The sequence below is a fragment of the Glaciimonas sp. OK215 genome (assembly GCF_057787885.1).
Genome location: NZ_CM173544.1, coordinates 4,865,922 through 4,889,110, shown reverse-complemented (window position 1 = coordinate 4,889,110; position 23,189 = coordinate 4,865,922). Strand labels below are relative to the sequence as shown.

Genomic DNA, 23,189 nt, shown 5'->3' with positions numbered 1-23,189 from the left:
TTTCGGCTGCTTCATATTTGGAGCACAGGGAGATATCGATGCCCGCAATCCAGTATGTGCATTGTCGATTGTTATTTCCGGGTTGTCTTCGTACACTACTCCCCAATCAAATTCAAATAAATCATCCGGTTCTCAGCCGCTGTTCTACGCCACCCGGCGAAAAAACAGTGATGGGACAAGCCGGACTTTCAGGGAGGAAATGCATGGCGGGTTCTTATTTCCCGAAGTGGCGAGTGCGCGCCGCTGCGGTTGACGGGCAGGCGCAAATCATTGCCACCGACGAACGCTTGCCCTGGCCGCAGACCCTTGCGATGGGCGTGCAGCACGTGGTGGCGATGTTCGGGGCGACGGTGCTGGCACCGTTGTTGATGGGCTTCGATCCGAATCTGGCGATTTTTATGTCGGGGATTGGCACCTTGCTGTTCTTTGTGCTGGTCGGCGGCCGCATCCCGAGTTATCTGGGGTCCAGTTTTTCCTTCATCGGTCTGGTGATTGCCGTCAGCGGCTATGGCGGCAGCGGTCTCAACGCCAACCTCGGGGTCGCCCTGGGCGGCATCATTGCCTGCGGCGTGGTCTACACGCTGATCGGTTTTCTGGTGATGTTGATCGGCACGCGCTGGATCGAAAAGCTGATGCCGCCGGTGGTTACCGGCGCGGTGGTCGCTGTCATCGGCCTGAACCTGGCGCCGATCGCGGTCAAAGGCGTTATCGGCAATAGTTTCGATGCCTGGATGGCGCTTGGCACGGTGCTGTGTGTCGGCGTGGTCGCGGTGTTTGCGCGCGGCATGCTGCAGCGTTTGCTGATCCTGGTGGGCTTGATGCTGGCGTATGTGATGTATGCGCTGCTGACCAATGGTGCCGGCATGGGAAAACCGATTGATTTCGCCATCGTCGCGCATGCCGCCTGGTTTGGCATTCCGCATTTTGCGGCACCCGTATTCAAACTCGATGCGATGGCCTTGCTGGCCCCGGTTGCGATCATCCTGGTGGCCGAAAATCTCGGCCATATCAAGGCGGTCAGCGCCATGACCGGTCAGAATCTGGATAAGTACATGGGACGTGCTTTCGTTGGCGATGGCCTGGCGACGATAGTCTCAGGTAGCGTTGGCGGCACCGGTGTCACCACTTATGCAGAAAACATCGGCGTGATGGCGGTGACGAAAATCTATTCGACACTGGTATTTGTGGTGGCTGCGCTGATCGCGCTGGTGCTCGGGTTCTCGCCGAAATTCGGTGCGCTGATTCAGACTATTCCGGGGGCTGTGCTGGGTGGCGTGTCGATCGTTGTGTTTGGTTTGATTGCGGTTTCCGGCGCGCGTATCTGGGTAGTCAATAAAGTCGATTTTTCCGATAACCGTAACCTGATCGTCGCTGCGGTGACGTTGGTATTGGGAACCGGCGACTTCACGCTGAAACTGGGACAGTTTGCGTTGGGCGGCATCGGGACGGCTACTTTCGGCGCGATTATTTTATATGCGCTATTGGGCTTGAAGAAGGCGTAATTCTCACAAGGCCATCATCTTGTCAAAACGGGAGCCTCAGGCTCCCGTTTTGTATGCGCCAAATATTCGTCACCGAATTATTTCAGGACAGCGCATCCGCGTTAGCGAGTGTCAACGTCATCACTCGCCGGCCGTGCTTTCAGTGCCGGCGCTAGCGGCCAGCCTGATCTCCACCACATGCTCGTGCTGGTCGTCGATCAAGGTCAGCACTGAACCTGCATGCAATACGTCGTCGACGCTGATATTGTTTTCCGCTTCGCCGTGTTGCGTCACCACAATGTGATAAGTAGTGCTGCGGTAGCGATAGCGTAAAGAAAAACGTTGCCATGCTGCGGGCAGGCATGGCTTGAACGAGAGCCGGTCGCATTCCAGTGTCAAGCCTAGCAGAGACTCGACAATCAGCCGATACATCCAGCCCGCCGAACCCGTATACCAACTCCAGCCACCGCGCCCGACATGCGGCTTGACGCCGTATACATCGGCCGAAATCACATACGGCTCAACTTTATAGGTCGCTATCCTGGTCGCGCTCTGCCCGTGATGGACCGGGTTAATCAGGCCCAGCAACTCCCACGCGCGCCGCCGGTCGCCGAGGCGGGCGAAGGCCATGATGGTCCAGATCGCTGCATGGGTGTACTGGCCGCCGTTTTCACGTACGCCCGGCGCGTAGCCGCGAATGTAACCCGGATTGAGCGCCGACTGGTCGAACGGTGGATCGAGCAACTGGATCAGGCCGGCATCGCGCCGCACCAGACGGCGGTCGACTGAATTCATCGCCGTCCTTGCGCGATCGGGATTGCCTGCGCCGGACAGGACGGCCCAGCTTTGCGAGATCGAATCAATCTGACATTCGGGGTTGCTGGCGGAACCGAGTGGCGTACCATCGTCGAAGTAGGCGCGGCGATACCATTCGCCATCCCAGGCATTGTTTTCGATGTTGGCCTGCAGTTTTTTTGCTTCGCTGTTGCAGATATCGGCAAATTCGATGTCGTGATGCAGTTTTGCGATCTCGGCGAAGCCGGTTAACACTTCGTACAGGAACCAGCCCAGCCAGACGCTTTCACCACGACCGTGCTCACCGACTTTATCCATGCCATCGTTCCAGTCGCAGGTGCCGATCAAGGGCAAGCCGTGGCTGCCGAAGCGCAAGCCATGGGTGATCGCGCGCATGCAATGCTGGTACAGACTGGCTGACTCGGTAGAGCGCGCCGGAAGATCGTAATAGGAATCCTCGTCTTCGCCTACCAGCCGGCCTTCCAGGAAATGTGCAGTTTCGTCCAGCACGCCAAGATCGCCGGTGGCAATCACGTAGCGGCAGGTGGCGAGCGGCAGCCACAGAAAATCGTCGGAACACTTGGTGCGAACCCCGCGCTCCGATGGCGGGTGCCACCAATGCAGCACATCGCCTTCGACAAATTGATGGGCGGCACACAGCACCAGGTGGTCGCGCAACAGGTGCGGCTGGGTATGCACCAGCGCCATCACATCCTGCAATTGATCGCGGAAACCGAAGGCGCCGCCGGACTGATAGTAGCCGCTGCGCGCCCATAGGCGGCAAGCAATGGTTTGATACATCAGCCAGCCGTTGGCGAGCACATTCAGCGAGGCATCCGGCGTATCGATCTGCACCGCGCCCAGCGTCTGATCCCAATAGCGATGCACGGCGTCGAGGGCGCTTTGCGCTGCCGCCGTGCCGCGCAGGCGTCGCACCAGGCTGCTGGCGTCGGCGCTGCCATTCTTGGCGAGTCCCAGCATGAAGACAATCTGCCGTTCCTCGCCGTCGGCCAGTGTAAACGGGACTTGCAGGGCGGCGCACGGATCAAGCCCGGCACCGACTTTCCCCGACAAGTGCGTACGCTCCAGCGCCTGCGGTTGCTGCAATGAACCGTTACGGCCGATGAACTCACTGCGGTCGCAGGTCAGGGTGCGGATGCGGTCATCGACATCGAAGAAGGCAATCCGCTGGTTGAACTCGGTGTTGTAGGCATTGTGCGCAAATATCGCAGCGCTGTTGGGATCAACCTCGGTGATGACATGCATGGCGGATTTCTGGCGCAGGTCGCCGAGCACCCATTCGACATAACCGGTCGCCGAGAGTTTGCGGGTGCGGCCGGAATCGTTGCGCAATTTGAGTACTGAGAATTTGACCGAGGCATCGGTTGCAACATACACCCAGAGTGCCGAGGCGATACCGTTTTCAACGTGCTCGAACACGCTGTAGCCGAAGCCGTGACGGGTCACGTAGGGCGCTGCCGCAGCGCCGCCCGAGACCGGTGCCGGGGCACGCGCGGAAAGCAGCGGGGTCGGAGACCAGTATTCGGTCGTTTCTTCATCGCGCAGATAGAATGCTTCGCCGCTGGCGGCGCTGACCGGATCGTTATGCCACGGCGTTAACCGGAATTCATGGGCGTTTTCACCCCAGGTATAAGCGATCCCGTTTTCTGAGATGACCGTACCGAATTCGGCATTGGCAAGGACATTCACCCACGGTGCCGGGGTTTGTTGCCGTTCGCTGGTGGTGATCACATATTCGCGGCCATCCGGCGTGAAGCCACCATACTGATTCGACAAAATCAGATCGCTGCGCTTGATCATCAGGCTGTCGGATTGGGTCAGCTGTACCGGGCCGACGCTCAACGAGCCCGCCGGACTTCTGCTGGCGATCAGGCGCGGCACCCTTACTTCCGGTGAGCCGCGTCGATTCACCTGTTCGGCCAGTGTGCCGCCGCTATCGGTAATCACGATGCGCGCTACCGAGAGCAGCAGAATCCGGTCTTCGTTGGCAATCTGATCGCCTGGCCGTACAAAAATCCCGCCCGGCCGATCAATCACATGGGCTTCGATACCGGCCGCAATCAAGCCCATGATCTGATCCTGCAGCAATTGCCGGTAACCGGCATGGTCTTCATTCCAGATCACCAGATCGACCGCCAGACCTTTCAGGCGCCAGTAGGCGTGGGCTTGTACCAGTTGCCGTACCAGCTCGATATTGGCGATGTCCTTGATTTGCAACAGGACTATCGGGAAATCGCCGGAGATGGCGTAGCTCCACAGGCCGGATTGGCCACGCGTATTCTTGATCAGCACGCTGGCCTCGGCGCGCAGCAAATTATTCGCGTAAATGATGGAGTTCGCCAGCCGCCCATACAGTTGGGCATCGGCTTCGGACGCGTTGATCTGGCGCAATATGACCTGACTATGGGTCCACGACAAATCGAACACCCGGTCGGCCAGATGCCGGTCCTGATATTTTTCGACCAGCGTCAGGCAGGCGTCACGCGTTTCGCCGACGCCGGTCACCATGTCGATGGTCACCGTTTGTTCCGGCGCCAGCGTGATGCGGTAGCGGATCGCCACGATCGGGTCGAGTACCGAACCTTGGCTGCCGGACAGCGCATCCTGGCTCAGCATCGCTTGCGGGGCGGCGATGGTACGGCCACGACCGATGAATTGCATGCGATCGGTTTCGTACGAAATGGCGTCGATTTTGGCGCCATGCGCTGCCATCAGATGAAACATCCATGGCATCTGGTCGGCCATCGAGCGCGGCCTGCGCGTACACAGGATCGCGCGTTGCTCCGGCAGGATCTCGGTCTGGACGAACAGATTGCTGAAAGCCGGATGCGCGCTATCGGCGGCGGCCGGCGCCAGCACTACTTCCGCATAGCTGGTGATGTCGATGGTGCGGCGGCTGCGGGAGCGATTGGTGATGTGACTGCGGCGCAGTTCGATATCATCTTCCGGCGAGACCACGATTTCGGTATGCATTTCGATGTCATGACCGTCGCCGGCATCGCGTCGGCGAAATTCGACGCGTCCTTCGGAGAAGATCACTTCGTAGTCCTGTGCTTGCTTGCGGGCCGGTTGAAATGCACTGGACCAGAACACCCCGCTGCCAAGGTCGCGCACGTAGCAGAAGGTCCCCCAGTTGTCGCAGGTCGTGTCCTCATGCCAGCGCGTGACGGCGAGATCGCGCCAGCGGCTGGCACTGCCACCGGCATTGCTGACCATCACGTGATAGCGGCCATTGGAGAGCAGCTGGACTTCCGGGACCGGCGTGTGGGCACTGCCCAGAATCCGTACCGGCATCTCCTGGACGCTGGCGGCAACGGTGCGGATTTCCGCCAGTTCGCTGGTGTTGGAATAGAACGCGCTGGCCTTCGGTACGCGCTCGTGCAGCAACAGCATGGTAGCCTGGAATAAAGGGTCGGAGGCAAAGCGCCGTTGCATCGGCTGATCCAGCAACAAGTAGGTCAGTGCCAGCAAGCTCATGCCCTGATGGTGCGCCATAAACGACTGAATCAGCGCCTGCGACTGGCCGCGCGGCAGTCGCGCCGGGGTGTAATCGATGGCTTCGTACATACCGAATTTACCCTGGAATCCGTCCGCCGAAAGCCGTTGCAAATTCAGGCAAGCCTGTTCCGGTGCGACCATCAATGCCAGTACCGAAGCATACGGTGCAATTACCAGATCGTCAGCCAGTCCGCGTTTCAGGCCGAGCCCGGGCACGCCGAAGGCGCGGTATTGATAATTCAGGCTGGCATCGAAGGCGTGATAGCCCGATTCCGAAATTCCCCATGGGGTACCGGTTTGTCCACCGTAGTCGATCTGGCGCTTGACCGCGGCACGATAGGTCTGGTCGAGCAGGGTGTTGTCAAAGGTCGGCATCACCAGCAGCGGCATCAGGTATTCGAACATCGAACCGCTCCACGACAGCAGAATCGGCGCACCGCCGGCGGTGGTCAGTTGCCGTCCCAGCGAAAACCAGTTCTCTTGCGGCAGCTGACCCTGGGCGATGGCGACGAAACTGCACAGTCGCGCTTCCGATGCCAGTAGATCGTAATAGCTGGCATCGCGCCGCCGTTCGCTGACGTTGTAACCGATCGCCAGCAAGTGACTGGCTTGATCGTATAGGAATTCGTATTCCATCTGCGCCAATTCGCGCAGTTGCAGCGTCAGACGGGTAATGGTTTTGAGGCACTCGGCAGCGCGTTGCGCGGCCTCGATCACTTTGCTGTAAATTTCCGCCAGTTGTGTGCTTTGTTCCGGAGTCCACACGCGGGGCGCCGCTGCATCGACATCATCGGCAGGGTTGGCAGGGTTGGCAGGGGCCGGGCCGGGCTGGGTTTGTTGCAGCACTTCGAGGGCGATCAGATCGCGCATGGTCGGAATGTGATTCAGACGCGGCAACTCGGTCATCCATAGAGCATGTTGCGGCAACACCATCCACGGCGCCAGCCATGCCAGCGTATCCTTGGCTTCGCGGCATTGGTGGACCAGCGCCCGGGTCCACCACGCGGCCTCGGAACTTGGGCTGGCACGCACCTCGCGTTCTATTTGCAGGGCACCGCTGGTCAAGCGTTCGATCAGTTGTTGTAACGCGCTCAGGCTGATCGGCGGCGATGCGCAGGCCGCTGCCAATTCTTCCTTGAAGTCGGCGCGTTCGCTGGTGGCATTCCCGGTCGGATTTTCCGCAACTTTGATCACATCCGCCAAAATCGACAGCGTGTCCTGGAGTCCGCGCAGCCACTGATTGCCAATGATCGGTTGCTCGCTCAAGGCGCTCAGACCCGCTTCCAAAGTCAGCAGATGGCCGGCCAGATTGCCGCTGTCGACCGTCGATACATACATCGGATGCAGCGGCTTCAGATACTGCGTGTCGTACCAGTTATAGAAATGGCCGCGATAGCGTTCCAGCGTTGCCAGCGTGCGCAGGGTGTTATCGGTACGGTCCAGCAGTTGCTCGGTCAGGATGTAACCGAAATCGTGAGCGGCCAGGTTGGCCAGCAACGCCATCCCGATATTGGTCGGTGAGGTCCGATGCGCAATTATCGCGACCGGTTGTTCCTGCACATTGTCGGGCGGTAGCCAGTTGTCTTCGGGGCCGACATAGGTTTCAAAAAATGCCCAGGTTTTACGCGATAACTTACGCAGAAAACGGTGCTGCTCGGCACTCAGTTGGGCCTGTGGCGGTTGCAGCGGACGGCTGATCCACCAGGCGATCGCCGGCGCATATAACCACAGCGCCAGCAGTGGCGCCGCGATCAGCAATGCGGTGCGCGACGTTACCAGGATAGTCAGCGCGATTGCCAGTACCGGCGACACCCACATCGCGCGGAAGCTGCTCAGTATGTCGGATGTGCTGTGGCGATTGATTTCGCTGGAAGGATTCCATTCCAGCAAGCGTCGCCGCGATACCAGCATGCGCCAGCCGGTACGCAGAATGGCATCCAGACTGAAGCACGCTTCATACGGTAGAAAAGCCAGCGTCAGCAAGGCCTGTGCCAGGTAACCGCCGCTGGTGCGCAGCACCGCCGTCAGATGCTGTTGCAGCAAGACGTCGCTGGGTTTGCGCAGCAGCTCCTGGAGCGAGCCGATCATGTACGGCAAGATGATAATGGCGGCTACCGTGGCACTCCAGAACAGCGGCGCATTGAGCAAGGTCCAACCCAGAGTCAGCAATAGAAACAGTGCGCTGGGGACCAGGCTGCGGCGCAGATTGTCGAATATTTTCCAATGCGACAAAGTCGATAGCGGATTCGGTTGGCGGGCGGTTGCGGGATCGGCTCCCGGCACCCGTGACCGCAACCAGCCGGCGATTTGCCAGTCGCCGCGGATCCAGCGATGGCGCCGGCTGACGTCGGTGCCGTAGCGGTTCGGATATTCCTCATAGAGCTGGACATCGGAGAGCAGGCAGGAGCGCGCATAACAGCCTTCCAGCAAGTCATGGCTGAGAATCTGATTCTCTGGAAGACGGTCCGCCAGCGTGTGTTCAAAGGCATCGACATCGTAAATCCCTTTGCCGATGAACGAGCCTTCCTTGAATAAATCCTGATAGACGTCCGAGACCGCGCGGGTGTACGGGTCGATGCCGGAATCGCCGCCGTACAGGCGGGCGTAATAAGAAGTATTGTTGCCGGGCAGGCTGGTAGCGACACGCGGTTGCAGAATTGCGTAACCGGCGGTGACCCGTTGCAGCGCCGGGTCGTAGTACGGCCTGTTGAGCGGATGCGCCATGGCGCCGGACAACTGCCAGCCGACATCGCGCGGCAGCAGGGTATCGGTATCGAGCGTCACCACATACTTGATGTTCGACAGCACTCCCGGTCTGCCGACAATCAGCATGAAGGCGTCACGCGCGCCGCCGCGCAGATAGGCATTCAACTGCGCCAGTTTGCCGCGTTTGCGTTCAAAACCCATCCAGATGTTTTCTTGCGGATTCCAGCGTCTTGGCCGATGGAACAGGAAAAAGGTATTGTGCCGCTCCGGGTTGTATTTCTGGTTTAGTTCATCAATGCGTTGCTCCGCCAGCCGCAGCAGCAAGGCGTCTTCCGGCTGGCTCTCGCTGGAGGCGTCGCGGAAATCGGTGAGCAGGCAAAAGTGCAAATGCGGACCGCGATTTGCCAGAAAACGGACTTCCAGCGCCTCGCACAGGTCAGCGACGTTGTCGGCGTGGATCAACATGCTTGGCACGACCACCAGTGTGCGTGCTTCGGGCGGTATGCCTTCGGAGAAATCCATGCGCGGCAGCCGCTGCGGCTTGGCCAGCAAGGTTGCCAGCCAGTTCGCCAGCGCCACGGCCAGATGGCTGGTGGCGATCAGCGCCAGCAAGGCGATGAGCGGCAATTGCCAATCGCTGGCGTGTGCGGGGTAAGCATGGGTATACACGTGATACAACAAGCCGCCGGTGAACAGTGCGGTGAGCAAGGCGATGCCGCCGAGGTACAGCCGCAGCGGCATGCGACGAACGGATTTTCGAATGCCATCGAGACCGGTCCGGCGTACGGCTGCGATTTTTTCAATTTGCGGCAAGCCGTCATCGATCAGGTAGTAGCCGACGTGCGCCTGGCGTGGATCGGCGTTGCTGCCATTGATGCCGGTCAGCCTGGCGGCAGCCTGTTGCGCCAGTGCCAGCGCTTGCTGGGCGACTTCCAGTTCGGTCAGATGGGAATGCCTGGCGATGCTTTCGACGCTATGGCGATATTCATCGCGTGTATTGAAATCCATTTTTCCATAGACCGAACCGGGATCGTCTTGGAGCGTCTGTTCGACCACGCTCATGGTTTCGACGAACTCGCGCCAGTTCATGCTGGCCAGAAAGCGCAGGCTGCCGATGCTGTTGCTGATCGACACCTGATCAGCCGCCTGTTGCTGAATTTCCGTCAATACCAGTTGTTCGATGGTATCGCCGGCTTGCGACAGCCGTTGTTCGATCCAGGTCAATGGCAATGCCAGTGCCGGTCCCTGGCCCTGCAGGCGGCGCGCCAGTTCCGCCACGAACGATCCCACCATGGGAGGATCGGAACGCGCCATGTCGGCGATCACCAGGATCAGATTGCTCGGATCGCTTTCGAGAATGTTGGTCATCTGGTCGGCCCAGGAGTCGGCCAGATTGCGGTGTTCGCTGCCAATCGCAAGGCGCGCCGCGACGCGCCGCAGGTTTTCGATGAGCGCCAGCCGCAGCATGATCGGAATCGCCCACAATTCCCCCATCTTCAATGGCATGACTTTCTGATAGGCGGCGACAAACCGGCTCAGGCTTTCCGGGTCAACCCGGGCGTCGCCATGCGAGATCGTTTCCAGCGCAATGTCATAGACCCGCGGAAAACCGGCCGATGGCCCTTTCAGCAGACGCGGCAATTCCAGGCTGTAGCCCTTGGGCAAATGGCGCTTGGCGGTGCGTATCTGTTCTTCGATCAGGTAGAAATTGTCCAGCAGCCATTCGGCCGCCGGCGTGATCTGGCGTTTGACCTTGACTGCCGCGATCAGCAGATTGCAGGCGTGCATCAGCACCCGTTCATTCTCTGCCAGACGCGGGAGTAATTGATCCGGGGTCCGTTGCGGATTGATCTGGTGGTTGGTGGCCAGCAGCTTGCCATGCTGTTCCATTTGCAGGGCGCTGAATAATTCCGCGCGCAATGGCCGCTCGTCGGAGGCTGATTTGGAGAACGTTGTAGTGGTGCCGAAGCGTTCACCCAGACGGCGAATCTGCTGATCGAGTTCGCCTGGCAAGTTCTTGAAATATGCTTTCAATTCCAGTATCCCTTTCTGTGTATCGTGGATGCTACAGATGGGTCATATCCTTACTGTCGTGCAGCCCAGCGCGCGGCCAAAACGGCGGGGGAGACGCTACTTGAAAAGTGCGATGAATATCTGCAATGCTACAGGTATTAAAAAGTTACGCAAGGCAACGATCATTCCGGCTTACGCGGGAATTATTGCGATGGCGAGAAGCGTAGGGGAGGGGGCTATACGAAATGCGGAACTTGCTGATGTACTGCGGTTGTTGCGCTTGCTTTGCTTCGGGCAATTTGTAAAACAGGCGGTCGGTTTTGGGGCCGACCGCCTGTTTTTACCAGACTGATTTCACTTGGCCAACGCTGCCCGATTAATCAGGAAGTTGGTCAATAGCGGCACCGGGCGTCCGGTTGCTCCCTTGGCTGCGCCGTTTTTCCAGGCGGTACCGGCGATATCCAGATGCGCCCAGGTATATTTCCTGGTGTAGCGCTCAAGGAAGCAGGCGGCCGTAACGCTGCCGGCAGCGGCGCCGCCGATATTTGCCATGTCGGCAAAGTTCGACTTCAATTGCTCCTGGTAGCTGTCTTCGATCGGCATGCGCCAGGCAGTGTCGCCCGTCGCCTTGCCGGCACTCAGCAATTCATTGGCCAAGACGTCATGGGCGCTGTCGTGACGGCTGAACAAGCCGGAGTTGTGGTGGCCTAGCGCGGTAATGCAGGCGCCGGTCAGGGTCGCGATATCGACGACCGCAGCCGGCTTGAAGCGCTCGACGTAGGTCAGGGCATCGCACAGCACCAGACGGCCTTCGGCATCGGTATTCAAGACTTCGATGGTCTGACCGGACATCGAGGTAACGATGTCGCCCGGTTTGGTAGAGCTGCCGGACGGCATGTTTTCAGCCGCGGGAATGACGCCGATGACGTTCAACTTGAGTTTCATCTCGGCGATCGCGCGCAAAGTGCCCAATACCGAGGCGGCGCCGCACATGTCGTATTTCATTTCGTCCATGCCCGATCCGGGCTTCAGCGAAATACCGCCGGAGTCGAAGGTAATGCCTTTTCCGACCAGCACCACAGGTGCGTCTTTGACTTTGCCCCCGAGGTGTTTCAGCACGATGAACTTGGGGGCCTGATCGCTGCCGCGTGCGACCGACAGGAAGCTGCCCATTTTCAGCGCTTCGAGCTGCTTGCGGTCGAGGACTTCCACGCCGAGTTTGAATTCTTTTGCCAGTTTCTTGGCGGCGTTGGCAAGGTAGGTCGGCGTGCAGACGTTACCCGGCAAATTGCCCAGATCCTTGGTCAGATCGGTACCGTTGGCCAGCGCGACAGCTTGCGCCAATGCTTCTTTGGCGGCAGTCGCCTGTGCCGCCGTGGCCAGGAAAGCGAATTTCTTGACGCCGGCCGGTGCTGTGTCTTTTTTGCTTTTCAGCGTGTCGAAACGATAGTCGTTGTCACGCAGCGCCCCAACGGTGGTGCGGATGGCCCATGCCTGATCGCGTTCCTTGATGTCGGTGAATGGCAGCGCGATCACTGCATCGCTGGCGCCGAGTGTGGCGGCCACGCGTGCAACGCAGAGTGCCGCCATGGAAATAACTTTGTCGTTGAGTTCGCCTTCCGGGCCGAGACCGATCAGCAGTACGCGTTCGGCAGCGGTGCCGGTCACTTTGCGCAACAACAAGGTCGAGCCCGGCTTGCCCGAAATGTCGCCGGACTTCAGTGCTGCAGTAATTTCGCCGCTTTTGTCGAGCGCTTGCGCTTGGGGGGAGAGTTTCTTGTTTTCGAAGACTCCGACTGCGATACAGCCGGATTTGAGAGTGGCAATTGAGGTTTTTGCGTCGTGTGTTTTTATGCTAAAGTCCATCAGTTACTCCTTATCGATCATCAATTATAGTCCCCCCATGATTTTTCAGCGCGCACTTCGACGCGAATTGTTGAGTACGGCAGGCGCCGTGTTCACCACGCTCTTCACAATTACCATCACCGTGATGTTGATCAAGATTCTCGGCCAGGCGGCCGGGGGCACGATTGCATCCGCTGATGTCATCGCGCTGATCGGCTTTCAGGCCTTGAATTATTTACCCATCATTCTGATTCTGACCGGCTACGTTTCGGTGCTGCTGGTGGTCACTCGCAGCTATCAGGATTCCGAAATGGTGGTCTGGTTTGCCTCCGGTCTGAGCCTGACCAAATGGATCCCGCCGGTACTGCTGTTTGGTTTGCCGATCGTGCTGTTGACTGCCATCCTGAGTTTCGTCGCGACCCCATGGGCGAATACCAAGAGCGGGGAGTATCGCGAGCGCTTTGAGAAGCGCGAGGATTTATCGAAAGTCTCTCCGGGCAAGTTTCAGGAGTCTGCCGCAGCCAATCGGATTTTTTTCGTCGAAGGCATTTCAGGCGATAGCAACAAGGTCAAGAACGTTTTTATCAACACCCAGGCAGACGGCAAGAACAGCATCGTGATCGCCAAGGAAGGCATGGTCGAGGAAGATAAAAAGGGCGATAAATTTCTGATTCTGTCGAAAGGCCGCCGTTATGACAGTACCGGTACGCAGAGCGATTTCCGGATCATGGAATTCGAGCGTTACGGCACTTTGGTCGCCAGTCAATCGCAAGCGCTGAGTGGCGATAAGTCGGCGCGGGCACTGCCGACGATAGAACTGCTGGAAACCCCTAACAACTTTAATATGGGCGAATTATTGTGGCGGATGTCGTTGCCGATGATGGCCTTGTGTCTGATGCTGCTGGCGATTCCGCTGAGTTTTGTCAATCCGCGCGTCGGCCGCTCGGCCAGTTTGCTCATCGCGCTGCTGTTGTTTGTGACGTATAGCAATACGGTCAGCTTTTTCCAGGCCACGGTGGTGCAGGGCCGGTTGTCGTTCCTGATGGCCTGGTGGCCGGTCCATCTGGTGGTATTGGGCATGATTTTCTTCCTGTTCTCGTGGCGCTTGAAAGTGAATAGCCGCTACCATCCCCTGGTGGTATGGTCGGCGCTCAAGCATGCCCGCCTGATTAAAAAATCGGCGGCGACATGAAGGTCCTGCAACGTTATTTCACCACCGAGATCGTGCGCTCGGTTTCGTTCGCCCTGGCCGCATTTCTGGCGTTGTTTGCTTTTTTCGATTTGATGGGGGAATTGCAATCGGTAGGTCGCGGCGGGTATAAATTGCAGCACGCGTTCGGTTTCGTTTTACTGGGCTTGCCGAGTTACGCCTACGAATTGATGCCGATTGCCGCGCTGATCGGCACGATCTATACACTCGCGCAATTTGCCGCACACTCCGAATTCACCATCATGCGCGTTTCCAGCATGTCAACCAGGATGACGGCCTGGATGCTATTCAAAATCGGGATTCTGTTTGTGGTGGCAACCGTGCTGATCGGCGAGTTCGTCGCGCCCAGAAGCGCTGAATTTGCCGAGAAACTGAAGCTGCAAGCCAAGGGTGCATCGCTTTCGCAGCAGTTCCGTTCCGGTTTGTGGAGCAAGGATGTGATCAGGCAGCATGGCGCCACTGGCGAGATTGTCGGTTCGCGCTTTATCAACATTCGCGAGATCCGTCCAGATGGCGAGTTGCAGGGCGTCAAGGTCTACGAATTCGATCATAATTTTCACCTGACCGCCATCATTCTGGCGAACCATAGCAATTATGTCGGTTCGCACGTGTGGCGCCTGACGGATGTCGTGCAAACCGACTTCGTCAACGGCACTGCGTCGGTCGACGATATCAATACGGCGATTGCGACCAAGAAAATACCTTCGATGGACATGGTTTCGGAAGTCACGCCAGAGATTCTGTCGGTCCTGTTTGCCGATCCTGACCGGATGTCAGCCTACGATCTGCGAACCTACACCAAGCATCTGGCAGAAAACAATCAACACACTGAACGTTATGAAATTGCGTTCTGGAAGAAAGTGGTTTATCCGCTATCGATCTTCGTCATGATGGCATTGGCCCTGCCATTTGCGTATCTGCATTTCCGTGCCGGCGGCGTCAGCCTGAAGATTTTTACCGGCATCATGATCGGTGTCAGTTTCCAGTTGGTCAACAGCCTGTTCTCGCATCTGGGATTGCTCAATACCTGGCCGCCATTTGTTACTGCCGTAGTGCCGAGCGCATTGTTCTTGCTGGCGGCGATAGGTGTGTTGCGGTTGATTGACTAGGAGCCGGCAAATGAACAAACGCGCATTGATCCTGTTCGCCCACGGCGCGCGTGCCGCCAGTTGGGTGGAACCGTTTGAGCGTCTGCAAAAGATCATTCAGGAAGAATTGCCGGATGTGCGGGTTACGCTGGCTTTTTTGGAACTGATGGCGCCGCAATTGCCACAGCTATTGGCCGATTGCGCGGCAGACGGCGTGGCGGAAGTCAGCATCGTTCCAGTGTTTTTAGGGCAGGGCGGACATGTCAAACGCGACCTGCCGCTATTGGTCGAGCAAGCTCGTCAGCAATATCCGGGAATGGCCATCAAAGTGGTGGAAGCCGCCGGGGAACAGCCGGCGGTGCTGCAGGCGATTGCGCAATATTGCATTGCAAGTTTGTAAGATCGGTATCGTCGCGCTCCATACGTCCTATCAGGATCGAAGGTGAAAAACTAAGCGACGTTTTGTTTGCAGACGTCCTGCCTGGTATCCAAAGCTTGCTCGGCACGTGTCGCCAGCGCCTCGCCTATCATCACCAATACCGGCCCTTCGCACTGTGCCAGACCACTCTCCAGCTGATCCAGTTGCAGCCGCAATATATGCTGATTGTCGCGGCTGCAGTTTTCCACAACAACGACCGGCGTTGACGGCGCGCGTCCTTGCGCCAGCAAGCGTTGTGCGGTCGCAGCGGCTTCGCGGCCGCCCATGTATTGCACCAGCGTATCGCAGTTCGGAATGACGGTCATATCCGATTCTTCCGGCGCGGTGCTGGAGGTGAAGAATGCAACGCTGCGGGACACACCGCGCTTGGTCAAAGGTTGTTGTGCCGATGCCGCGGCAGCCAATGCTGCGGTGATACCCGGCACCACCTCAACTTCGATGCCGTGACTTTCCAGTGCGCGCAGCTCTTCGTCGGCGCGACCGAACAGCATCGGGTCGCCGCCTTTCAGGCGTACCACCAGGGAATGCTTTCTGGCATGGTCGACCAACTGCTTGTTGATGAACTGTTGTGCCGTCGATAGCTTGCCGCAACGTTTGCCAACGGGAATTTTGATCGCCTGTGGGCACAAGGCCAGCATCTCATCGGTCACCAATGCATCATGCAATACCACTTCCGCTTGCGCCAGAATGCGGGCGCCGCGCACCGTGATCAGGTCGGCCGCGCCAGGCCCGGCGCCGATCAGGTAGACCTTGCCGAAACTGCCGGAGGCATGCGAAGTGGAAGAGGATTGCATAATGTGCCCTGGTTTCAGTCGAGACGTATCATGCCGGCCGCGACGGTTTGATGCGTCACTTCGTCGATCAGGATAAACGCACCGGTCGCGCGCACTGCATCGTAGGCATCGGCCGCAATCGGCTGCTGTACGTTCAGAGAGACACGCGCGATGTCGTTCAGTTTCAGCGATTCGGCCGGACGGCGTTCCTGCGTATTGATATCGAGCAGGGTATCAATCTTGGTGATGCGCGCGCCAGTCTGCTTGGTCGTGTGCTTTATCCAGTATTTGCGACGCAGGTCGAGCGCATCTTCCGACAGCCAGCAGAGATCGGCGCTGACGGTTTTCAGCAGCGTCGGTGCACGCTCGACCGAGGCCAGCATGTCGCCCCGCGAGATGTCCAGGTGCTCTTCCAGCAGCAGCGTCACCGATTGACCGACGACCGCGGACTCCAGTGAGCCTTCCAATACCAGAATATCTTTGACGGTAGCGCTTTGGCCGCTTGGTTGTATGGTCAGCTTGTCGCCTTTGCTGACCTTGCCGGCTTCGATCCGGCCCATATAGCCACGGAAGTCATTCGCCTCATGGCCGTTGTGGCGCGCCACCAGTTGTACCGGAAAACGGAACGGCTCGTCGTGCGATTCATCGTAGACGCTCAGCGATTCCAGCAATTCGATCAGTGTCGGGCCTTTGTGCCAAGGCATTTTGTCGCCGGCAGCCACGACGTTGTCGCCGGCCAGCGCCGACAACGGGATTGCGCGGACATCGCGCAGGCCGAGTTGTCGGGCAAAGTCCTGATAAGCGCCAACGATACGGTCGTACACGGTTTGATCGTAGTTGACCAGATCCATTTTATTGACGGCGACAATCACGTGCTCGATTTGCAGCAGATGGGCGATGGTCGAGTGGCGCTTGGTCTGGGTCAGCAATTCAACGCTGCCGTCGTCGCCGAATTTGACTTTGGAGACGTCGACCAGAATGATCACTGCATCGGCAGTCGAGGCGCCGGTCACCATGTTGCGGGTGTATTGCTCGTGCCCAGGGGTATCGGCGATGATGAACTTGCGCTTCGGCGTGGCGAAATAGCGGTAAGCGACATCAATCGTGATGCCTTGTTCGCGTTCGGCTTCCAGGCCATCGGTCAGCAACGACAGATCGATCGTGTCGCCAACGGTGCGCTTGTGTTTGGCGCGCGACATCGCATCCAGCTGATCGGCAAAAATGCCCTTGCTGTCGAACAGCAGGCGGCCGATCAAGGTGCTCTTGCCGTCATCGACGGAACCCGCGGTAATGAAGCGCAACAGGCCGCGTTCTTGCACAGGATTCACGGATTTTTTTTCAGACACTGCGGTACTCATTAGAAATATCCTTCTTTTTTACGTTTTTCCATCGATGCTTCCGAGGTCTGATCGTCCATGCGGGTAGCGCCGCGTTCGGTGATTTGCGTGATCGCGGTTTCAGCGATGATGGCTTCCACCGTGGTCGCGTCGGAGGCGACCGGGCAGGTGCATGAAATATCGCCGACGGTACGGAATCGGACTTCGCGGGTTTCCACCACTTCGCCGTCTTTGGCCGGTGTCAGATCGGTCAGCGGTACCAGCAAGCCATTGCGTGGAATCACCTGGCGCTGATGGGCGAAATAAATCGGTGGCAGTTCCAGTTTTTCGCGGTGGATGTATTGCCAGACATCGAGTTCGGTCCAGTTCGAAATCGGGAACACGCGCATGTTCTCGCCGGGATGCACGCGGGTGTTATACAGGTCCCACAGTTCGGGGCGCTGGGCTTTGGGGTTCCATTGGCCGAATTCGTCGCGGAACGAAAAGATGCGTTCCTTGGCACGGGCTTTTTCTTCATCGCGGCGGGCGCCACCGATACAGGCGTCGAACTTGTGTTCGGCGATCGTTTCCAGCAAGGTCACGGCTTGCGCGGCGTTGCGCGAGTCGGTTTGCGGATTGCGCAGACGCACGGTGCCGCGTTTGATCGAATCTTCGACTGAACCGACGATCAGGCGCTCACCCAGTTCGGCGACTTTTTTGTCGCGGAAGGTGATCACTTCCTGAAAGTTATGGCCGGTGTCGATGTGGACTAACGGGAACGGGAATTTGCCCGGGCGAAAAGCTTTTTCCGCGATCCGCAGCATGACCACCGAGTCCTTGCCGCCGGAGAACAGCAGCGCCGGGTTGCTGCACTCGGCGGCAACTTCGCGCATGATATGGATGGCTTCAGATTCCAGCCAGTCGAGATGGCGGTCACTGGCGTTATCGAGAAAAAGTTTTTCTACAGCAGTGTTCATGTTGGTGTCTTATCTTTCAGGTGTTGATTTAGGCGCTTTGCATCTTGCGGGTTGCGCCGCTGGTGCCATCAGGCGACAGATTTAATCCGTATCAGCTTGCCATCCACGACGTGCAAGCCACATTCCTTGGATTCGGGATTTTCCCACCACCAGCGGCCGGCACGTACATCTTCACCTGGCTGGATGGCGCGGGTGCAAGGTTCGCAACCGATCGATGGGTAACCCTTGTCGTGCAACGGGTTGTACGGCACGTTGTTGGTGCGGATGTATTCCCAGACATTTTCCTCGGACCAGTCGGCCAGCGGATTGAATTTGGTCATTGCGTGGGCTTCGTCCGCCTCTTGTACGTGCAGTTCGGCGCGCGTTTGCGACTGCGCACGACGTTGGCCGGTGACCCAGGCCTTGTTCCCGGCGAGCGCCCGGTTCAACGGTTCGATCTTGCGTATCCGGCAGCATTCCTTGCGCATGTCGATGCTGTCGTAAAACGCATTCAAGCCGTTCTGTTCAACATAGGCAGCGACCGCTTCGGCCTGTGGGCGAAACGGTGTGACGTCGTAGGCATAGGTTTCCTTGATACGGTCCAGCATGCCCAGCGTTTCTGCGTGCAGACGTCCGGTTTCAAGCGTGAAGATGCCGATGTCGAGCTTGTTGCGCAGGATCAGATCGGTCAGCACCATGTCTTCCGCCGCGAGGCTGGAGGCAAATACCGCCGGCGTAAATTCGCTGGCGATTTTTTCCAATGTCGCTTTGGTGGCGGCAATCAGATCGGGCAAAGACAAGGCGGAATCGGTTGTGCTCATGATTTATCCCTGCACTACTGGCTGGCGATTGACACGACGGAACAACGGTGTTTTTTCGTCCCAGGAAGTTTGATATTTTTCCGAGAAATCGGTCAAACCTTTCAACGCGTCGTTGATGTTCTTGTCGGCACGTACGGCATAGGCATCGAAGCCGACGCGGGACATGTAAAACAATTGATCGCGCAACACATCGCCGATGGCGCGCAGTTCACCTTGATAGCCGTAACGGGTACGCAGGTTGAAAGCAATTGAATAGCCGCGGCCATCGGTAAAGATCGGGAAGTCGACGGCGATCAGTTCGAACTGCGCGAGGTCGTCTTTCAGCGCTTCCGGGCGCGCATCGCTGCTGAGCCAGACGCCCAGTTGCGCGCGGCCTGCCAGGGTTGCGCGCTGCGCTTGCCAGACGGTGAACGGAATGATCACCTTGCCGGCTGGTATGGCAACGCTGTCGGCGGTTTCGCCTTCAGCCAGACGGAGCGCGGTCCAGTCATCGGCGACGACGCTGCGGTTCTTGATAATGTCAGACACAGGCGTCCTCCCCAACTGGTTGTGCGGCTTTGATCGGTGTGGCATACATGTATTCCTTGAACGGTGCGACGCCGAGACGCAAGACCGTATCAATGAAACGCTCGTCTTCGGTGCGTTGTTGCACGTAGACCTCAAGCAGACGCTCGATCACGGTTGGCATTTGATGCGCCGAGAACGATGGGCCGATGATCTTGCCGATGCTGGTGCGATTGCCTTGCGCGCCGCCGATCGAGACTTGATACCACTCGGCGCCGTCCTTATCGACACCCAGAATCCCGATATTGCCGACGTGATGATGACCGCAGGCGTTGATGCAGCCGGAGATGTTCAACTCGATATCGCCAATGTCATGCTGAAAGTCGATGTTGTCGAATTTCTCGGCAATCGCCTGGGCGATCGGGATCGACTTGGCATTCGCCAGCGAGCAGAAATCGCCGCCGGGGCAGCAGATGATGTCGGTCAGCAAGCCGATGTTCGGCGTCGCCAGACCTTGTGCCTTGACGGCTTGCCAGACTGCGAACAATTCGGAGATCTTGACGTCGGCCAGCACCAGGTTCTGTTCATGCGTGACACGCAGTTCGCCGAAACTGTAACGGTCGGCCAGATCGGCCACGAAGTCGAGCTGGTCGGCGGTGATATCGCCCGGTGGGACCCCGGTTTTTTTCAACGACAGGATGACCGCGGCGTAGCCGCTTACCTTGTGCGCCTTGACGTTGCGTTTGAGCCAGTTGGCGAAGGCCTTGTCGGAAGCTTTCAAGGCCTCGAATTCGGCATCGGTGGCGGGCAGCGTTGCGTAGGCTGGTGCCGTGAAGTATTGCGCGACGCGTTGCAGTTCTTCAACCGTCAGCGTGCCTGGGCCATCCTTGATGTCCAGCCACTCCGCTTCCACCTGACGCGCAAATTCTTCCGCACCCAGGGCTTTCACCAGGATTTTGATACGTGCTTTGTAGATATTGTCGCGACGACCATGCTGGTTATAGACGCGCAGGATCGCTTCCATGTAGGTCAACGCGTGTTGCCAAGGCAGGTATTCACGGATCACGCTGCCGATAATCGGGGTACGGCCCATGCCGCCGCCGACCATTACTTTGAAGCCGACTTCGCCAGCGGCATTTCTGACCATGGTCAGACCGATGTCATGGACTGCGGTGGCAACACGGTCTTCTTCGGCGCCGTTGATGGCGAATTTGAATTTGCGCGGCAGGTAAGCGAATTCCGGATGGAAGGTGCTCCATTCGCGCAGAATTTCAGCGTACGGACGCGGATCGATGACTTCATCGGCGGCGACACCGGCCAGCTCGTCGGACGTAATGTTGCGGATGCAGTTGCCGGAGGTCTGGATCGCGTGCATTTCGACCGTCGCCAGATCAGCCAGAATGTCCGGTGAATCTTCCAGCTTGATCCAGTTGTACTGGATGTTCTGACGCGTGGTGAAATGACCGTAACCGCGATCGTATTTGCGTGCGATGTAGGCAAACTTGCGCACCTGTGCCGATGCCAGCAGGCCATAAGGTACGGCCACGCGCAGCATGTAGGCGTGACGTTGCATGTACAGGCCGTTTTGCAGGCGCAAGATACGGAATTCATCTTCGGCCAATTCATCCGACAGGCGGCGTTGCACCTGACCGCGATATTGGGCGATGCGTTCTTTGACGATCTGGTGATCGTATTGATCGTAGCGATACATCTTTTATTCCTAATCTGGTGTGGCCGTAACCACGTCTCTAATATGTACTCTAAAAAACCAATTTGACGGCAACGCTGGTCAGCGTAATCGCCAGCAAGCCACGTAAAATGTTCTCCGGTACTTTGCGCGCGGCCAAAGATCCTAATGTAATCCCCGGGACAGAGCCTAGCAGCAGCGCGCTCAATAATGCCCAGTCGATCGATCCCAGCCACCAGTGACCTGCCGCCGCAATCGCGGTCAATGGCACCGCGTAGGCGATGTCGGTGCCAGCCACTTCCGCCGGCGACAGGCGCGGATACAACAGCACCAGCAAGGTGGCGCCGACAGCACCGGCGCCGATCGATGAAATGGTGACTAACGTACCGAGTATTACACCGGAAAAAATCGTCGCGGCGGTCAACTTCTTGCCGCTCAGCTGTCTTTCAGGATGGGCATTCAGCCAGCCCTGAAGTTTACCCTTAAACAGCAAAGCAATCACTGTCAGAAACACCGAAATGGCAATCGAATAACGAATAACCTGGCCCATTTCGGTACTTACCGTGCCGAAGTGTTTCAGGCCCAGTGCAGTGATGATCGCCGCCGGCAATGCCCCCAGGCATAAGCGGCGGACGATATCCCAGCGCACGTTGCCGCTGTAGCGATGGGCAAATGTCCCGGCGACCTTGGTGGCCGAGGCAAACGCCAGATCGGTACCAACCGCAACGCTCGGGTGTATGCCGAATAGCAGCGTGAGCAGCGGCGTCATCAGTGAACCACCACCGACACCGGTCAATCCCACTAAAATTCCGACGGCAAAGCCGCTCACTACATAAGATAGAGTCATAAAGCCTCGTACGAAACAGCCTGAATCGTAATAAACTTCACCTTTATTCCCAACTACAGAGTATTTATTTGCTTATATGCGTATTTGATATATGCAAATACGGTAGCTGAGTTCAACCAATACGCTGGTCCAGAAAAGTGAAAAAAGTGAAGGATATGCCATGAATCTCCATCAGTTTCGCTTTGTGCGCGAGGCGGTGCGACAAAATTTCAACCTGACTGAAGCCGCCAAGGCGTTGTATACATCGCAACCCGGCGTCTCGAAAGCCATCATCGAGCTGGAAGAAGAGCTTGGGGTCGATATTTTTACGCGCCACGGCAAGCGGATACGCGGCCTGACCGAGCCTGGGCGTCAGGTGCTGAAGTCGGTTGAGGCCATCATGCAGGAGATCGAGGGCCTGAAGCGCATCGGCCAGGAATACGCGGCCCACGACAGCGGCAGTTTCACGATTGCCACCACGCACACGCAAGCCCGTTATTCACTGCCGAAAGTGGTGCAGGCCTTCACGCTGAAGTTTCCCAAGGTGAGATTATCTTTATTGCAAGGAAATCCGCGGCAAGTGGCCGACATGGTGCGCAACGATCAGGCTGATCTGGCATTGGCGACCGAGGCGATTGCCAACGCGGATGGTTTAATCACCTTGCCATGTTATCAATGGGAACATATGGTGGTGGTCCCGCCGGATCACCCTTTGCTGCAATCGAAAGCGATTACGCTGGAAGAAATTGCGGCATTTCCCTTGATTACCTATGACAGCGCATTTGCCGGCCGCAGCAAGATCGATCATGCATTTTCATTACGAAACCTGAAGCCCGACGTGTTGCTCGAAGCGATCGACGCCGACGTCATCAAAACCTATGTCGAACTCGGCATGGGCGTTGGTATTATTGCCGGAATGGCATTTGATGCCGAGCGCGATACCGGTCTGCGGGCGATCAAAGTCGGTCACTTGTTTGGCACCAACGTCTCGCGTGCGGCGGTCAAGCAGGGTGCGTATCTGCGCAGTTATGTCTACACGTTTATTGAACTGCTGGCGCCAACCATGAATCGTAAGCTGATCGAGCAGGTGATGAATGGTGAAAAGGAAATGTACGAGTTGTAGCCGGTCTGTCGGACACGGGATGAAAAATCAAACGGGGGGACTACTAGTGCGCCCCCCCCCGTTTCAGTGGTAAATAACTATTCAGGC

At 57.8% G+C, this 23,189-nt stretch carries 15 protein-coding genes; 6 read left to right on the top strand and 9 right to left on the bottom strand.

Going from position 1 to position 23,189, the window contains the following annotated elements:
• Positions 1–203 precede the first annotated feature (203 nt).
• Positions 204–1,502, top strand: a complete 1,299-nt coding sequence (locus AC3CHX_RS22610; protein WP_488630228.1) for a solute carrier family 23 protein — start codon at positions 204–206, stop codon at positions 1,500–1,502.
• A 120-nt stretch (positions 1,503–1,622) separates the two neighbouring features.
• On the opposite strand, the gene AC3CHX_RS22605 is transcribed toward AC3CHX_RS22610, so the two are convergent.
• Positions 1,623–10,535, bottom strand: coding sequence for a glycoside hydrolase family 94 protein (locus AC3CHX_RS22605; protein WP_488630227.1), 8,913 nt, complete (start codon positions 10,533–10,535; stop codon positions 1,623–1,625).
• A 100-nt stretch (positions 10,536–10,635) separates the two neighbouring features.
• Between AC3CHX_RS22605 and AC3CHX_RS22600 the strand changes: the two genes are divergently transcribed.
• Entirely contained in the window at positions 10,636–10,866 is a 231-nt protein-coding gene (locus AC3CHX_RS22600; protein ID WP_488630226.1) for a hypothetical protein, read from the top strand.
• A gap of 2 nt (positions 10,867–10,868) precedes the next feature.
• Here the strand turns inward: AC3CHX_RS22600 and AC3CHX_RS22595 are convergent, their stop codons facing one another.
• A complete protein-coding gene (locus AC3CHX_RS22595) occupies positions 10,869–12,380 on the bottom strand; it encodes a leucyl aminopeptidase (protein WP_488630225.1) in 1,512 nt (503 codons plus the stop codon).
• Positions 12,381–12,417: 37 nt separating this feature from the next.
• Between AC3CHX_RS22595 and lptF the strand changes: the two genes are divergently transcribed.
• From lptF to AC3CHX_RS22580, 3 genes are read left to right on the top strand one after another with little or no spacing between them, the layout of a single operon-like run.
• Positions 12,418–13,551, top strand: coding sequence for an LPS export ABC transporter permease LptF (gene lptF / locus AC3CHX_RS22590; RefSeq protein WP_488630224.1), 1,134 nt, complete (start codon positions 12,418–12,420; stop codon positions 13,549–13,551).
• Positions 13,548–14,678, top strand: coding sequence for an LPS export ABC transporter permease LptG (gene lptG / locus AC3CHX_RS22585; protein WP_488630223.1), 1,131 nt, complete (start codon positions 13,548–13,550; stop codon positions 14,676–14,678). Before lptF ends, lptG begins: the two co-directional genes overlap by 4 nt.
• Positions 14,679–14,688: 10 nt before the next feature.
• Complete coding sequence (locus tag AC3CHX_RS22580; protein WP_488630222.1) at positions 14,689–15,057, top strand: sirohydrochlorin chelatase; 369 nt, start codon at positions 14,689–14,691, stop codon at positions 15,055–15,057.
• A gap of 50 nt (positions 15,058–15,107) precedes the next feature.
• Here AC3CHX_RS22580 and cobA read toward each other — a convergent pair whose 3' ends face one another.
• From cobA to AC3CHX_RS22545, 7 genes are all read right to left on the bottom strand, one after another.
• On the bottom strand, positions 15,108–15,890 hold the full coding sequence (gene cobA / locus AC3CHX_RS22575) for a uroporphyrinogen-III C-methyltransferase (RefSeq protein WP_488630221.1): 783 nt from the start codon (positions 15,888–15,890) through the stop codon (positions 15,108–15,110).
• 14 nt (positions 15,891–15,904) lie between these two features.
• The gene (locus AC3CHX_RS22570; RefSeq protein ID WP_488630220.1) at positions 15,905–17,227 is read right to left on the bottom strand and encodes a sulfate adenylyltransferase subunit 1; all 1,323 of its coding nucleotides are present in this window, start codon (positions 17,225–17,227) and stop codon (positions 15,905–15,907) included.
• On the bottom strand, positions 17,227–18,162 hold the full coding sequence (cysD, locus tag AC3CHX_RS22565) for a sulfate adenylyltransferase subunit CysD (protein WP_488630219.1): 936 nt from the start codon (positions 18,160–18,162) through the stop codon (positions 17,227–17,229). The genes AC3CHX_RS22570 and cysD overlap by 1 nt, the downstream gene beginning before the upstream one ends.
• Before the next feature lie 68 nt (positions 18,163–18,230).
• Positions 18,231–18,962, bottom strand: coding sequence for a phosphoadenylyl-sulfate reductase (locus AC3CHX_RS22560; RefSeq protein ID WP_488630218.1), 732 nt, complete (start codon positions 18,960–18,962; stop codon positions 18,231–18,233).
• Positions 18,963–18,965: 3 nt separating this feature from the next.
• The gene (locus AC3CHX_RS22555) at positions 18,966–19,490 is read right to left on the bottom strand and encodes a DUF934 domain-containing protein (protein ID WP_488630217.1); all 525 of its coding nucleotides are present in this window, start codon (positions 19,488–19,490) and stop codon (positions 18,966–18,968) included.
• A complete protein-coding gene (locus tag AC3CHX_RS22550; protein ID WP_488630216.1) occupies positions 19,483–21,177 on the bottom strand; it encodes a nitrite/sulfite reductase in 1,695 nt (564 codons plus the stop codon). The genes AC3CHX_RS22555 and AC3CHX_RS22550 overlap by 8 nt, the downstream gene beginning before the upstream one ends.
• Positions 21,178–21,226: 49 nt before the next feature.
• On the bottom strand, positions 21,227–22,000 hold the full coding sequence (locus tag AC3CHX_RS22545) for a sulfite exporter TauE/SafE family protein (protein ID WP_488630215.1): 774 nt from the start codon (positions 21,998–22,000) through the stop codon (positions 21,227–21,229).
• A 160-nt stretch (positions 22,001–22,160) separates the two neighbouring features.
• Between AC3CHX_RS22545 and AC3CHX_RS22540 the strand changes: the two genes are divergently transcribed.
• Positions 22,161–23,102, top strand: a complete 942-nt coding sequence (locus AC3CHX_RS22540; RefSeq protein ID WP_488630214.1) for a CysB family HTH-type transcriptional regulator — start codon at positions 22,161–22,163, stop codon at positions 23,100–23,102.
• The last annotated feature ends 87 nt before the right edge of the window (positions 23,103–23,189 follow it).